Annotated in this window: 10 protein-coding genes; 4 read left to right on the forward strand and 6 right to left on the reverse strand. The window is 67.4% G+C overall.

The window, feature by feature from the left end:
• Positions 1 to 130: 130 nt before the first annotated feature.
• From purL to xerD, 3 genes are all read right to left on the reverse strand, one after another.
• On the reverse strand, positions 131 to 4,177 hold the full coding sequence (purL, locus tag XnspCFBP7698_RS12875) for a phosphoribosylformylglycinamidine synthase (RefSeq protein WP_104579112.1): 4,047 nt from the start codon (positions 4,175 to 4,177) through the stop codon (positions 131 to 133).
• A gap of 397 nt (positions 4,178 to 4,574) precedes the next feature.
• The gene (locus XnspCFBP7698_RS12890) at positions 4,575 to 5,375 is read right to left on the reverse strand and encodes a DsbC family protein (protein ID WP_104579113.1); all 801 of its coding nucleotides are present in this window, start codon (positions 5,373 to 5,375) and stop codon (positions 4,575 to 4,577) included.
• Positions 5,376 to 5,594: 219 nt separating this feature from the next.
• On the reverse strand, positions 5,595 to 6,566 hold the full coding sequence (gene xerD, locus XnspCFBP7698_RS12895; protein WP_104579406.1) for a site-specific tyrosine recombinase XerD: 972 nt from the start codon (positions 6,564 to 6,566) through the stop codon (positions 5,595 to 5,597).
• Between the two features lie 350 nt (positions 6,567 to 6,916).
• Between xerD and XnspCFBP7698_RS12900 the strand changes: the two genes are divergently transcribed.
• Positions 6,917 to 7,393 (forward strand): RDD family protein, encoded by a 477-nt coding sequence (locus XnspCFBP7698_RS12900; protein WP_104579114.1) that lies wholly within the window; start codon positions 6,917 to 6,919, stop codon positions 7,391 to 7,393.
• A 137-nt stretch (positions 7,394 to 7,530) separates the two neighbouring features.
• Here the strand turns inward: XnspCFBP7698_RS12900 and XnspCFBP7698_RS12905 are convergent, their stop codons facing one another.
• From XnspCFBP7698_RS12905 to lptF, 3 genes are all read right to left on the reverse strand, one after another.
• On the reverse strand, positions 7,531 to 7,824 hold the full coding sequence (locus XnspCFBP7698_RS12905; RefSeq protein ID WP_104579115.1) for a hypothetical protein: 294 nt from the start codon (positions 7,822 to 7,824) through the stop codon (positions 7,531 to 7,533).
• Positions 7,825 to 7,941: 117 nt separating this feature from the next.
• Positions 7,942 to 9,048, reverse strand: coding sequence for an LPS export ABC transporter permease LptG (lptG, locus tag XnspCFBP7698_RS12910; RefSeq protein ID WP_047697090.1), 1,107 nt, complete (start codon positions 9,046 to 9,048; stop codon positions 7,942 to 7,944).
• Positions 9,045 to 10,127 carry an LPS export ABC transporter permease LptF gene (gene lptF / locus XnspCFBP7698_RS12915; protein ID WP_039413717.1) on the reverse strand — a complete coding sequence of 361 codons (1,083 nt, stop codon included), beginning with the start codon at positions 10,125 to 10,127 and terminating at the stop codon, positions 9,045 to 9,047. The genes lptG and lptF overlap by 4 nt, the downstream gene beginning before the upstream one ends.
• Positions 10,128 to 10,234: 107 nt before the next feature.
• Between lptF and XnspCFBP7698_RS12920 the strand changes: the two genes are divergently transcribed.
• From XnspCFBP7698_RS12920 to XnspCFBP7698_RS12930, 3 genes are all read left to right on the forward strand, one after another.
• Complete coding sequence (locus XnspCFBP7698_RS12920) at positions 10,235 to 11,716, forward strand: leucyl aminopeptidase (RefSeq protein ID WP_047697094.1); 1,482 nt, start codon at positions 10,235 to 10,237, stop codon at positions 11,714 to 11,716.
• A gap of 114 nt (positions 11,717 to 11,830) precedes the next feature.
• Positions 11,831 to 12,256, forward strand: a complete 426-nt coding sequence (locus XnspCFBP7698_RS12925; RefSeq protein WP_047697096.1) for a DNA polymerase III subunit chi — start codon at positions 11,831 to 11,833, stop codon at positions 12,254 to 12,256.
• 112 nt (positions 12,257 to 12,368) lie between these two features.
• The gene (locus XnspCFBP7698_RS12930; protein ID WP_104579116.1) at positions 12,369 to 15,203 is read left to right on the forward strand and encodes a valine--tRNA ligase; all 2,835 of its coding nucleotides are present in this window, start codon (positions 12,369 to 12,371) and stop codon (positions 15,201 to 15,203) included.
• The last annotated feature ends 30 nt before the right edge of the window (positions 15,204 to 15,233 follow it).

Below are 15,233 nucleotides of genomic sequence, written 5' to 3' on the forward strand. Positions count from 1 at the left end.
CGTCCGTCGCTCACCCGGCTGGTTCCGGCAATCGGCCGGCATGCGGCTGGTTCCCGCGCCGGCCGCACGGCGTGCGCCAAATGCAGCCGGATCGCCGCGCGCCCGGGTCAGCGCGCGCGGCGTGCAGCCATCAGCCGCACCAGACGCGCGCGTTGCGGAACATCCGCAGCCACGGCGAATCGTCGCCCCAGTCGGCCGGATGCCAACTCAGGTTCGCCGTGCGTGGGGTGCGCTCGGGATGCGGCATCAGGATGGTGGCGCGGCCATCGGTGCTGGTCAGCCCGGTGATGCCGTCCGGCGAGCCGTTCGGATTGAGCGGGTAACGCAAGGCCGCTGCGCCGTCGCCATCGACGAAACGCAAGGCCACGCGCGCGGCGGCCTGGTCCACGGCAGTCTCGAACTCGGCCCGGCCTTCGCCGTGCGCCACCGCCACCGGAATCCGCGAACCGGCCATACCACGCAGGAAGATCGACGGCGACTCCACCACTTCCAGCAACGCCGTGCGCGCTTCGAACTGCTCGCTGCGGTTGCGCAAAAAGCGCGGCCAATGCTCGGCGCCGGGAATGATGTCCTTGAGCTGGCTCAACATCTGGCAGCCATTGCACACACCCAGCGCGAACGTATCGCCCCGCGCAAAGAATGCGGCAAACGCATCGCGCAATGCCGACCGCTCCAGGATCGAGGTTGCCCAGCCACGCCCGGCACCCAGCACGTCGCCGTAGCTGAAACCGCCGCACGCTGCGAAGCCGACGAACTCGCTCAACTCCACGCGGCCTTCGATCAGATCGCTCATGTGCACGTCGTAGGCGCGGAAACCGGCGCGCTCGAAGTTGTAAGCCATTTCGATCTGCCCGTTGACGCCCTGCTCGCGCAGGATCGCCACCTTGGGCCGCGCACCGGTGGCCACGAACGGCGCCGCCACATCTTCCGAGGGGTCGAACACCAATTTCGGACGCAGGCCGGGCGCCTGGAAATCGCGCGCCAGCGCGCGCTCTTCGTCGGCGCTGTCCGGGTTGTCGCGCAGCTTCTGCATGGCATGGGTCACCGACCACCACGCATCGAACAGCTCTTCCCAGCGCCATTCGGCCAGCACGCGGCCCTGCCCGCTCACGCGGATGCGCGGCGTGCCGGTGGGGCGTGCAATGCGCTGCGCGCATTCGGTCAAGGCGTGCCGCTCGACCAGATCGGCGAACGCGGCGCGATCTTCGCTGGCGATCTGCACCACCGCACCGAGCTCTTCGTTGAACAGGCTACGGAATGCGTCCTCGCCCCATGCATCCAGGGTGATGTCCAGGCCCTGACGCGACGCGAACGCCATCTCGCACAGCGCCGCAAACGCGCCGCCATCGCTGCGGTCGTGGTACGCCAGCAGCAGACCGCTCTCGCGTGCATCGCCAATCAGCTCAAAGAAGCTGCGCAGCCGCTGCGCATCGTCCAGGTCAGGCACTTCGCCGCCAAACGCCGGCAACGCCGCGTCATCGGCATACACCTGCGCCAGCACCGATCCACCCAGACGCTGCTTGCCGCCACCCAGCCCGATCAACCACAGCTCGCTCTCTTCGTCGTTGCGCAACAACGGCGTCAACTGTCGGCGCACATCGCCGACCGGCGCAAAGGCGCTGATGATCAGCGAAACCGGTGAAACGCTTTTCAGCGTTTCACCGGGAATCGGGAGTCGGGAATCGGGAATGGTAGGGGCGGAGGGCTGTGGCGTTTCGCCATTCCCGATTCCCGATTCCCCATTCCCGGCAACCCACTGCGCCTGCATCGACAGCGAGTCCTTGCCCACCGGAATGCTCAGCTCCAGCGCCGGGCATAGTTCCATGCCGACCGCGCGCACCGCGTCGTACAGCAGGGCGTCTTCGCCGTTGTGGCCGGCGGCGGCCATCCAGTTGGCCGAGAGCTTGATGCTGTCCAGCCGCTGCACCGGGGCGGCGCACAGGTTGGTGATCGCTTCGCCCACCGCCATGCGTGCGGAAGCGGCCGCATTCAACAGTGCCAGCGGGGTGCGCTCGCCGATCGACATCGCCTCGCCTTCGAATGTGTCGAAGCCGGCCAGGGTGATCGCGCAATCGGCCAGCGGCAGCTGCCACGGCCCGATCATCTGCTCGCGCGCAGTCAACCCGCCCACGCTGCGGTCGCCGATGGTGACCAGAAAACTCTTGGATGCCACGGTGGGATGCGCCAGCACGCGCAAACCGGCCTGCTGCAGTTCCAGCGAGGCGGTCTGCAACACCGGCCACTGCGGCGCCGGCGGATGCACGGCATCGCGATGCATCTTCGGCGCCTTGCCGAACAGCACGTCCATGGGCAGATCGATGGGAAGCTGGGAGCCGGGAGTCGGGATTGGGGATTGGTGAGAAGCGGCATCGGTCGCCGGCAATGCGCCGTTGCCATTCCCGATTCCCGATTCCCCATTCCCGGCGTCCAGGACGCCGTATCCGACCATCAGCCGCTCCTCGGCCGTCGCCATGCCGACTGCGGCGAACGGGCAGCGTTCGCGGGCGCAGATGGCGGCGAATTCTTCCAGGCGCGCCTGCGGCACGCCGAGCACATAGCGTTCCTGCGATTCGTTGCACCACAGTTCCAGCGGCGACAGCGAGGGGTCGTCGGTGAGCACGCGGCCCAGGTCGATGATGCCGCCCACGCCGGAGTCGTGCAGCAACTCGGGAATGGCGTTGGACAAGCCGCCCGCGCCCACGTCGTGGAACCAGCGGATCGGGTTGTCGACACCCAGCGCCACGCAGCGGTCGATGACCTCCTGGCAGCGGCGCTCCATTTCCGGGTTTTCGCGCTGCACGCTGGCGAAATCCAGCGCTTCGGCGCTGTCGCCGGCAGCCACCGAACTGGCCGCACCACCGCCCAGGCCGATCAGCATCGCCGGGCCGCCCAGCACGATCACCGCATCGCCCGGCTGCAGGCGCAGCTTTTCGACCTGGTTGCGATCGATTGCGCCCAGGCCACCGGCCAGCATGATGGGTTTGTCGTAGGCGCGGGTCAGGCCCGGGCCTTCTGCAAGCTCGAAACTGCGGAAATAGCCGAGCAGGTTGGGCCGGCCGAATTCGTTGTTGAAGGCCGCGCCGCCGAGCGGGCCGTCGAGCATGATGTCCAGCGCCGGCGCCATGCGCGGGTTCAGCGCGCGCGGCGCTTCCCACGGCTGCGGCAGGGTGGGAATGCGCAGGTGCGACACCGAAAACCCGGTCAGGCCTGCCTTGGGCTTGCCGCCGCGGCCGGTGGCGCCCTCGTCGCGAATCTCGCCGCCCGCACCGGTGGCCGCACCGGGGAATGGCGCGATCGCGGTGGGGTGGTTATGCGTTTCCACCTTGATCGCGAAGGCCGACGGCAGCACCGCTTCGCTGCGGTACTCGCCACTGGCCGGGTCCGGGCGATAGCGCGCGGCCGGCACGCCTTCCACTACCGCCGCGTTGTCGCTGTAGGCGGACAAGGTGTGCTGCGGGGTCTGCTGGTGGGTGTGCTTGATCATGCGGAACAGCGAGCGTTCCTGCGGCTTGCCGTCGATGGTCCAGCTGGCGTTGAAGATCTTGTGCCGGCAATGCTCGGAATTGGCCTGGGCGAACATCATCAGTTCGACATCGGCCGGGTCGCGCCCAAGCGCGGCGAAGCGTTCGCGCAGGTAGTCGATCTCGTCCTGCGCCAGCGCCAGGCCCAGGTCGCGATTGGCCTGCTCCAGCGCGTCCAGCGGCACGCGTTGCAACTGGCCCGGGTCGGGCACGTTGAACAGTGCCTCGGCAGCGGCGGCCGAGCCAAGCAGCGACTGCGTCATCGGGTCGTGCAGCAGCTTGGCCACGGCAGCCTGCGCGGCCGCGTCCTCTGGCCAGCCGGCCAGGTCGATGCGGGTGCCGCGTTCCACGCGTTGGATCGGCTGCCCGGCGCCGCGCACCAGTTCGGTGGCCTTGCTGGACCACGGCGACAGCGTGCCCAGCCGCGGGACCACATAGCGCGAGGAGGCATCCGCGTCGCGTGGCGCAGGGGCGGCGTCGGCCTGCAGGATCCGCTGCAAGGTGGCTTGATCGGGCGCTTGCCCGGCTTCGGCGCGGATGAAGTACACGTGCCAGGCGCCGGTGATGCGCAGCGCGGGAACGAGGGTTTGCAGGCGGGTTTCGAGCCGAGCGCGGCGGAACGGCGAAAGGGCGGAAGCGCCCTCGAGGACCATCATGTCCGGGGAACCGTGTCAGAAACGGGGCTGCAGATTGTAACGGAGCCGGTGGGTCGGCGTTGGTCGGGTGTGCGGCGTTACGGATCGGGAATCGGGAATCGGGAATCGGGAATCGGGAATCGGGAATCGGGAATGGGGAATCGGGAATGGGGAATCGGGAATGGGGAATGGGGAATGGGGAGTCGGGAGTCGGAATCGTCAGGCATGCAGGCCTCTGCGCTACCCGCGCCCATGCCGGCGTGTAGCGCCGGGCGGCAGCATGTGATGGCCAGATGGCGTCCCACCGCTTTTAACAGCAAAGGCCCGGATGCGGACACCCGGGCCTTTGTCATTGCACAGACCACCACCGCGACGGCGCCATCGGCGAGGCGCCGCGATGATCAGGGCCGAGCCCGCCTCAGAGGCTGCCGCCCGCCGTGGTCACGGCACGCTTTTCCAGCGCTTCACGCAACTGCGCCGGCGGCAGGTAGCCACCGAGCTGGGTCCCGTCCGGTGCAAAGATCGCCGGGGTGCCATTGACGCCCAGGCGCTGGCCCAGCGTGTATTCCATCGATACCGGGTTCTTGCAGTCCTTGGACGCCACCGATTGGCCGGACTTGGCGGCGGTGAGCGCCTGCTTACGGTCGGCCGCACACCAGACCGCAATCATTTCCTTGTGGTCCTGGCTGCCCAGCCCCATGCGCGGGAACGCCAGGTATTCCACGGCGATGCCCTGCTTGTTTAGCTCGCCGATCTCGCTGTGCAGCTTGCGGCAGTAGCCGCACTCCACGTCGGTGAAGACGGTGACGGTGTACTTCGGGTTGGCCGGCGCGAACACGATGCGATCGGCCTTGGGCACGGTGTCCAGCTGCTTCCGCCGATAGGCCAGCAGGCCGGGGCTGGCCGCGAACTGCTTGTTCTGGATGTCGAACGGCTGGGCCTGGATCAGGTAGCGGCCATCATCGCTGACGTACAGCACCTGCCCACCGACCACCACTTCGCGGAAGCCGGGGAACGGCGCGGCGCCGATGTAGTCGGGCTTGAAATCCGGGTCCAGCGCCTTGAGCGCCGCGCCCACACGCTGATCCACATTGCCGGCAGCGGCAGGCGCGGTGGCGGCCGGCTTGGCGCCAGCGTTGCTTGCCGCGGGCTGCGAGGATTGCGCGCAGGCGGTGAGGCTGAGGGCACCCAGCAGTGCGGCGATGGCAAGACGATACATTCACGCATCCAGTGGAATGGGGTGGCTGGATTCTCGCACAGGGCAGATGAAGCCAGGCAGCGGCCGCGACAGTTTGTTCGTTCGCCAGCCGGTAGGTTCGTGACCATTCGACGTCGGGCATGCGCGGCAGGCCCGCGGGCGCTGCCAATTGCGCGACCGGCGCCATCGATCCTCGGGGAACGCGGGTGCAGGCGACGGGGCGGTCCCGGCAACACCCCGCTAGCCGCGCGGGTGATGCCTGGCATGCAGCGTCTGCAGGTGCTGCCGTGCGACCAGCGTGTAGATCTGGGTGGTGGACAGCGAGCTGTGGCCCAACAGCATCTGCAGCGCGCGCAGGTCGGCGCCATGGTTGAGCAGATGGGTCGCAAAGCTATGCCGCAGGCCGTGCGGGCTGACCGTTGCCGGGTCGATGCCGGCCAGCGCCGCGTAGCGTTTGACCAGCGACCAGAACTGCTGGCGGCTGGGCGGCTGGCGCGCAGCGTCGATGAACAGGGGCACCTGCCCGTCCACGGCGGGTACCGGCTTCCCGTCGGCCAGCAGCGTGCGCGCCTCGCGCAGATAGCGTTCCAGCCAATGCTGCGATTCCTCGCCCAACGGCACCAGGCGCTCCTTGCTGCCCTTGCCGGTGACGCGCAGCACGCCCTGGCGCAGGTTGACGCCCACCGCCGGCAGCGTGACCAGCTCGCTGACCCGCAGCCCGGCCGCGTACATCAGCTCGAGCATGGCGCGGTCGCGCAGGCCGAGCGGCGTCTGGATGTCGGGCGCGGCCAGCAAGGCCTCGATCTGGGTTTCGGTCAGCGCCTTGGGCAGCGAGCGCGGCAATCGCGGCGGGTCCAGCAGCGTGGTGGGGTCGTCGCTGCGCACGCCATCGCGCAGGCACAGGCCGTAGAAGGCGCGCAAGGTCGACAACAGCCGGGCATTGCTGCGCGGCGAATAACGCACCTCGGTGCGCCAGCGCAGATAGTCGAACAACACCGCGCGGTCGACGCCGAGCAGGCCGCCGCCGGCACCATCGCGCCAGCGTGCCAGGCCCTCCAGATCGCGCCGGTAGCTCTCCAGGGTCTGCCGCGCCACGCCCTGTTCGGCCCACAACCGATCTAGAAAGCGCTCGATGGCCGCGGCGTCGGCCGCCTGGACGGGGGGCAACTGCTGGGCAAGCTGGCGGCGTTCGGCGGGACTGCTGGCTGACATCGCAACAGCATAACGGGCGGCGCGGTTGAGGGGCGCTGCGCTGGCTGTCGCCTGCACACAGCCTGCCTGGATGCGCGGCATCGTGATGCCGCTGCGCCAAACGGCTGTGCCAGGCATGACCGACCTCGTCACCTGCTGAGAGACCGACAACCGGCAGCGGTGTGGCGGGAATGCGGCGGTCTACGCGCCGCGAGCCGGCACCACGGCAGGCAGACGCTGGGCACAGGCACGCGCCCGATCGAGACGCCTGGCGCGGCGCGATGTAGCGATGGCGCAGCACGTGCACGCCCCGGATCGCCGTCACCGCAGCGCAGCGTTGCGCCGTGCCTGCCGGCCGCTATGCTCGCGCCATGACCTCGATCCCGTCGCCTCGCGTTGCACGGCCCCCCGCCCTGGTGGGCTGGCGACTGCTGGCGCTGTGCTACGACGCCTGGCCGGTGCTGGCGCTGTCGATGCTGATCTCCGCCGCGTTCACGCTGGGCTTTACGCTCGCCGGGCACCCGGCGCGCGAAAACATCGCTCCCTTCAGCAGTTGGCAGTGGCTGCTGTGGCTGTGCTGCTGGGTCGCCGGCGGGATCTACGCCACGGTGAGCTGGCGGCGCGGTGGGCAGACCCTGGGCATGCGCCCGTGGCGACTGCAGCTGCAAGGGCCATCACCCAGCTGGCGACAGGCCTGGATGCGTTATGCAGTGGGCACGCTGTCGCTGATGCTGGGCGGCGCCGGATTCTGGTGGGCATGGCTGGATCGCGAGCGCCTGACCTGGCATGACCGTGCGAGTGGCACCCGGCTGGAGCGCCGCATCAAGCCAGACCATCAACCCCGATAACCGTCCCCACTGCACCATCGTCGTCGACACGGCAGTGGCGTGCGTGACGCGTCTGCACTCAACCGCACTGCCCCTCAAGGCGTGCCCGCCAGCACCGCGTGTCCAGCAAGGCGGCCAGCACCCACCTTCGCTGGTGCCTAAAAGTCGGCAGAAGGCCGCTCGATCAGTGCTTGCAGCCCGTAACCAAGCAGGTACAGACCCGCCAGCATCGGCGGATACAACAGGGCGTATGCCCACGCCCAGGAGAGATGCTCCAGAAAGGCCGTCGCGCCCACTGCATGCACCACCTCCAGCTGCGGCGTGAGCGGCAGCTGCAACAGGACGAAGTTCCCCTTCGGGTCGGTGCTCGCATTGGCGGCCCAGACGCACAGCAGGGTTACCGCCAGATAAGGCAGACACAGCAGCAGCCCACCGATACTTACGCGACGCATACGGCGCCATTTGCTAGCACGTCATCACCCAGCTTGCAGGCGTGCCGCGCCAGCGGACGCGGCGTAACGGACCAGCAATGCCCTGCGGCACACACGGCATCGCGCCAGCGGCAGCGTTTAGCTACTGCGTCGCCTGAACAACCACACCGACACCCCCAGCATCACCATCGGCGGCAATGCGTAGGCGATGCGGTAGTCCAGCTTGAGCGCGCCGGCCATGCGGCCGAAGAACAGCTGCAGCAGCCAGAATCCCAGTGCAAACAGGATGCCCAGGAACAGGCGTTTGCCCAGACCACCGCTGCGCAGCGAGCCGAACGAAAACGGGATGGCCGCCATGCACAGCGCCAGCACGTTGAGCGGGTAGAACCAGCGACTCCAGTACTGGTCTTCGTAATCGCGCGCATCCAGGCCATTGCGGCGCCGGTACTCGATGCTCTGCTGCAGTTCGTGGGCCGAAAGATTGCGCGGCTTGGCCAGTCCGGCCGCCAGCGCCGCAGGACTCAGCTGCGACTGCCAGGGTAGTTCCGGGAAGGTTTCGCGTTGCACCGAGCGTTCCTGGAAGGTATCGCGGCGCACCTGGTGCAAGGTCCAGCGGCCGTCACGGTGCTCGGCCACCGCTGCGTAGGTCAGCTGCTGCATGCGGCCGCTGGCATCCAGGTGATACAGGCGCACGTCGTGCAGGGCCAGCGCGGTACCGCCGCCCTCGAGCAGTTTTTCTTCGCCGCTGAGTGCATTGAGGAAGGTGTCGCCCTCGCGCGCCCACAGCCCCGAGTAGCGCGCCATTGCCATGTTGCTGTTGTAGCGCGCGCTGGTCTTGAGCGTGTCGGCCTGGTTCTGGGCCCATGGCCCGATCGTCTCGCCACTGATCACCATGCCTGCGGTCAGCAGCGCCATTGCGGCCACCACCGAGGCGGACATGCGCTTGCGCGACACGCCCAGCGCACGCAGCGCGGTCAATTCCGAGGTTGCCGCCAACTGGCCCAGGCCCATCAGGGCGCCGATGACGGCGGCGGTGGGGAACAAGGTGTAAGCCCGGCGCGGCACGGTATACGCCACATAGGCCACCGCATGCCCGAAGCTGTAGCTGCCCTGCCCGATGCTCTTGGCTTCGCTGGCAAACGCATTGACCAGGTCCAGGCCCAACAGCACCGCCCAGGTCAGCAGCACGGTGAACAACACCACCCGACCGACATACCAATCGTGGACCCGCGGCATCAGCCTCATGCGCGCACCCTCGGCCGACGCACGCGGCCATCGCGCGCATATGCCCAGATCGCCACGCCCAGCAGCGGCAGGGTCAGCCACCACAGGCCCAGCGCGGCCGGGGTCTTGCCGTTGGCGATCCACTGGGTGCCGACGATCATCAGATTGGTGCCGACCATGTAAGCCAGGAACGCCAGCATGATCCGGCCATAGCGCTGCTGGCGCGGCGCGCTGCGCGACAGCGGCAGGGTCAGCAGGGCAAAGGCGAGCGCCAGCAGCGGCGGCGCCAGACGCTCGTGCAGCTGCGCACGCGCGGCCGGGCGTTCATCGCTGAGCAACTGGGTGGTCCACATCACTTCCGGGTCGTTGGCATCGTGCACCTGGGTGCGGTCGGGTAGCGCCACGTCGTTGCTGGCGAACTTCATCAGGCGGTAGTCCAGGGTGGCGCCTGCGGCCGGGCCCTCGATGCGGTAGCCGTCTTCCAGGCGCAGGTAGCGGTCGGTCTTGCCTTCGAAGAACATCGCCCCGCGTTGCGCGGTGACCACATCGATGCGGTCGTCCTTCTGGCGCTGCAGGAACACCTTGCCCAGGCCCTTGCCGTCGGCCGAAATCGTGGTCAGGTAGACCACGCCGCCGCCGGACAGCGGGGTGAACTTGCCCGACTCCAGGCCGGCCATCAGCACGCTGCGGTTGGCGTCTTCCAGCATGGTCTCGGCGGTGCGGCTGGCCCAGGGGCCCAACCACAGCGAACACAGCCCGATGATGGCCACCACCGGTACCACCAGCATCAGCATCGGCCGCAACATGCGCCTGGGGCCCACGCCAATGGCGGTGATGACGGCCATTTCTGAATCGCGGTACAGCCGCGCCAGCGCCAGCAACAGGCCCAGCATCAGCGCCAGCGGCAGGATGATGGGCAGGTAGGCCACGAACTGCAGGCCCACCTGCGACAGCAGCAAGCGAGCGGGGATGCGGCCGTCGGCGATATTGCCGAGGATATCCACCAGCACACCGCCGACGCTGACGACCAGCAGCACGATCAAGGTGGCCAGGAAGCTCTGGGTGAAATCGCTAAGCAGGTATCGATCGAGCTTCGGCATGGGGTGGGCTTGTTTTAAACTCTCGGATTCGTTCGCGGCTCCGCCAGCCTAGTCCGGTTGGCGTAAACAGCCCGCGATTGTACGGATTTGCCTACGGAATCTGATCAATGGCCCTGCAATTCACCCTGAACCAAGACGCGCCGGCAAGCGCTGCCGTCGACTGCATCGTGGTTGGCGTGTTCGCCGACAAGACCCTTTCGCCTGCCGCCCAGGCGCTGGACAGCGCCAGCCAGGGCCGTCTGAGCGCCCTGGTGGCACGCGGCGACGTGACCGGCAAGACCGGCAGCACCACGCTGGTCCATGACCTGCCGGGCGTCAGCGCCCCGCGCGTGCTGGTGGTGGGGCTGGGCGAAGCCGGCAAGTTCGGCGTGGCGCCCTACCTGAAGGCCATCGGCGATGCGACCCGTGCGCTGAAGACCGGCGCGGTGGGCACCGCCCTGCTCACCCTGACCGAGCTGACCGTCAAGGCCCGCGATGCAGCCTGGAACATCCGCCAGGCGGTGACCGTCAGCGACCACGCGGCCTACCGCTACACCGCCACCCTCGGCAAGAAAAAGGTCGACGAGAGCGGCCTGAGCACCCTGGCCATCGCCGGCGACGACGCCCGTGCACTGGCCGTGGGCGTGGCCACCGCCGAGGGCGTGGAGTTCGCCCGCGAGCTGGGCAACCTGCCGCCGAACTACTGCACCCCGGCCTACCTGGCCGACACCGCGGCCGCGTTTGCCGGCAAGTTCCCCGGCGCCGAGGCCGAGATCCTGGACGAGGCGCAGATGGAAGCGCTGGGCATGGGCTCGCTGCTGTCGGTGGCGCGCGGCTCGGCCAACCGCCCGCGCCTGATCGTGCTGAAGTGGAACGGCGGCGGCGACGCGCGTCCGTATGTGCTGGTGGGCAAGGGCATCACCTTTGACACCGGCGGCGTCAACCTCAAGACGCAGGGCGGCATCGAGGAAATGAAGTACGACATGTGCGGTGGCGCCAACGTCATCGGCACCTTCGTGGCCACGGTCAAGGCCGAGCTGCCGATCAACCTGGTGGTGGTGGTGCCGGCGGTCGAGAACGCCATCGACGGCAATGCGTACCGCCCGTCGGACGTGATCACCAGCATGTCCGGCAAGACCATCGAGGTCGGTAACACCGACGCCGAAGGCCGCCTGATCCTGTGCGATGCGCTGACCTACGCCGAACGCTTCAACCCCGAAGCGCTGGTGGACGTGGCCACGCTGACCGGCGCCTGCATGGTGGCACTGGGCCACCAGACCGCCGGCCTGATGAGCAAGCACGACGACCTGGCCAACGAATTGCTGGCCGCCGGCGAGCACGTGTTCGACCGCGCCTGGCGCCTGCCGCTGTGGGACGAATACCAGGGCCTGCTGGATTCCACCTTTGCCGACGTCTACAACATCGGCGGCCGCTGGGGCGGCGCGATCACGGCGGGTTGCTTCCTGTCGCGCTTCACCGAAAACCAGCGTTGGGCACACCTGGACATCGCCGGCGTGGCCAGCGACGAAGGCAAGCGCGGCATGGCCACCGGCCGCCCGGTCGGGCTGCTGACGCAGTGGTTGCTGGACCGCGCCGAAGGTGGGAATTGAGAATAGGGAATCGGGAATTGTGAAAGCCCTTCATCCTCAAGCAACGCCGCGACCTCGGAGGTCACGGCGTTGCTGTGCCCATTCCCAATTCCCCTCTCCCGATTCCCTGCCCTGATGCCCCGTGCCGACTTCTATCTGATTGCCAAGCCGCGCTTCCTCAACGAACCGCTGCGGCTGGTCTGCGAGCTGGCGCGCAAGGCCAACGACGCCAACCTGCCTACGCTGATCCTGGCCCGCGACGCGGCGCAGGCCGAAGCGCTGGACGACCTGCTGTGGGCGTTCGATGACGAGGCCTATGTGCCGCACCAGATCGCCGGCACCGACGAGGAAGACGAACTAGCGCCGGTGCTGATCGCCGCGCCCGAATTCGCCGCACCCTCGCGCCCGCTGGTGATCAACCTGCGCGACGACCCGTACCTGGGCGCCTGCGACCGCGTGCTGGAAGTGGTGCCCGCCGACCCCGCCGCCCGCGAACCGCTGCGCGAACGCTGGAAGCAGTACAAGGCCCTGGGCCTGGAACTGACCAAGTACGACATGTGAATCGGGAATTGGGAATGGGGAATCGAAACGTGGCTCCCTCCCATCAGACCGTCACCGACCAGTACATCCGGCTTCACCCATTCCCTATTCTCGACTCCCCATTCCCCGCCTTATGACCACCCTCGCCTCCAGCTACGACCCCGCTTCCTTCGAATCGCGCCTGTATGCGCAGTGGGAGGCGGCTGGTTATTTCGTGCCGTCCGGCAAGGGCGAGCCGTACACCGTGTTGCTGCCGCCGCCGAACGTCACCGGCACGCTGCACATGGGCCATGCGTTTCAGCAGACGCTGATGGATGCGCTGGTGCGCTATCACCGCATGCGCGGCTACGACACGCTGTGGCAGGTGGGTACCGACCATGCCGGCATCGCCACCGAGATGGTGGTGTCGCGCAATCTGGCGCTGGAAGGCAACGGTGAAACGCGCGACTCGCTGGGGCGCGAAGGGTTCATCGCCAAGGTGTGGGAATGGAAGGCCGAATCCGGCGACACCATCGAGCGCCAGATGCGCCGTTTGGGGACCTCAAGCGATTGGTCGCGCAGCACCTTCACCATGGATCCGCAGCCCTCGGCGGCGGTCAACGAAGCGTTCGTGCGCTGGTACGAACAGGGCCTGATCTATCGCGGCCAACGCCTGGTCAATTGGGACCCGGTGCTGAAGACCGCCATCTCCGATCTGGAAGTGGAAAACGTCGAAGAAGACGGGTTCCTGTGGTCGATCCGTTACCCGTTGGCCGATGGCGTGACCTACGAACACATCGAGCACGATGCCGACGGCGTCGAGACCTTGCACGAAACCCGCGACTACTTGGTGGTGGCCACCACGCGCCCGGAAACCATGCTGGGCGACACCGCGGTGATGGTGCACCCGGACGATGCGCGCTATGCCAGCCTGCACAGCGCACGCATCGTGCTGCCGCTCACCGGCCGCCAGGTGCCGGTGATCACCGACGATTACGTGGACCGCGCGTTCGGCACCGGCGTGGTCAAGGTCACGCCTGCGCATGATTTCAACGATTATGCGGTGGGTGTGCGGCATGACCTGCCGTTGATCAATCTATTCACCGTTACCGCGACCATCAACGACAACGCGCCGGAGCGTTATCGCGGACTGGATCGTTACGACGCGCGCAAGCTGGTGCTGTCCGAGCTGGAAGACCTCGGCATCCTGGTGGAAACCAAGCCGCACAAGCTGCAGGTGCCGCGCGGCGATCGCACCGGCCAGGTGATTGAGCCCTATCTCACCGACCAATGGTTCGTGAAGATGGACGCGCTGGCCAAGCGCGGCCTGGAGCTGGTCGAAAGCGGCCAGGTCAAGTTCGTGCCGCCGAACTGGATCAACACCTATCGCCATTGGATGGAGAACATCCAGGATTGGTGCATCAGCCGTCAGCTGTGGTGGGGCCACCGCATTCCGGCGTGGTTCGACGATGCCGGCAAGTATTACGTCGGCCACGACGAAGCCGAGGTGCGAGCGACGCATGGCCTGGGCGCAGAGATCGCGTTGCATCAGGACAGCGATGTGCTGGAAACCTGGTTCTCCTCGCAGCTGTGGCCGTTCTCCACCCTGGGCTGGCCGGAGGCGGCCGCGATGGCCGAGCGCGGATTCGAGCGCTATCTGCCCTCCAGCGTGCTGGTCACCGGGTTCGACATCATCTTCTTCTGGGTGGCGCGCATGATCATGGCCACCGACAGCTTCACCGGCCAGGTGCCGTTCCGCGATGTCTACATCACCGGCCTGATCCGCGATGCGCAAGGCCAGAAGATGTCCAAGTCCAAGGGCAACGTGCTCGACCCGCTGGACATCATCGACGGCATCAGCATCGAAGCGCTGGTTGCCAAGCGCACGCATGGCTTGATGCAACCGCGCATGGCCGAAAAGATCGAAAAAGCCACGCGCAAGGAATTTCCGGACGGCATCATCGCCCATGGTGCGGATGCGCTGCGCTTCACCATCGCCGCACTCGCCACCCACGGCCGCGACATCAAGTTCGACCTGGGGCGCGCCGAAGGCTACAAGAACTTCTGCAACAAGTTGTGGAATGCCACGCGCTTCGTGCTGATGAACACCGAAGGCGCACGCTTCAACGGCGTGCCGCAGCCGCGTACCGAAGCGGAGAAGTGGATCCTGGCGCGGCTGGACAAGGTCACTGCCGAAACGCACGCGCATTACGCCAACTACCGCTTCGACCTGCTCGCGCAGTCGCTGTACGAGTTCGCCTGGAATGCGTTCTGCGACTGGTTCGTGGAACTGGCCAAGCCCGCGCTCAACGGCGAGGACGCCGCGGATGCGACCAGCACCCGCCACACCCTGCTGTACGTGCTCGATGCGTTGCTGCGTTTGCTGCACCCGCTGACCCCGTTCGTCACCGAAGAGCTGTGGCAGCAGGTTGCACCGCGCCTGGGCATCACCGCTGCAACGATCTCACTGCAGGCTTTCCCGCAGGTCGGCGATGTGGACACCAGCAGCTACGCCAGCGCAGACGCCGATGTCGAATGGCTGAAGTCGATGGTGTCGGCATTGCGCCGCGTGCGCAGCGAATTGAACGTGCCGCCCTCCAAGCAGGTGCGCCTGCTGCTGCAGGCCGGCACCGCCGAGGACCGCCCGCGCGTTGCCCGCTTCGCCTCGCAGCTGTCGTTCCTGCTCAAGCTGGAGACGATCGACTGGCTGGACGCCGGCCAGGACACGCCACCGGCCGCCACCGCCATCGTCGGCGAGCTCACCTTGCTGGTGCCGCTGGAAGGCCTGGTCGACATGGAAGCCGAGCGCACCCGCCTGGACAAGGAGATCAAGCGCGTGGAAGGCGAGATCGGCAAGTGCAACGGCAAGCTCGGCAATGCCACCTTCGTGCAGAACGCGCCCGCAGCCGTGGTGGAACAGGAACGTGCCCGCCTGAACGACTGGACCGTGCAGTTGACGGGCCTGCGGGAACAGCGCGCCAAGATCTGACGCAGCGGATCGTCTCGGTGCGCTGCAACT

The sequence above is a fragment of the Xanthomonas sp. CFBP 7698 genome, from assembly GCF_003600855.1.
GTDB lineage: Bacteria > Pseudomonadota > Gammaproteobacteria > Xanthomonadales > Xanthomonadaceae > Xanthomonas > Xanthomonas cannabis.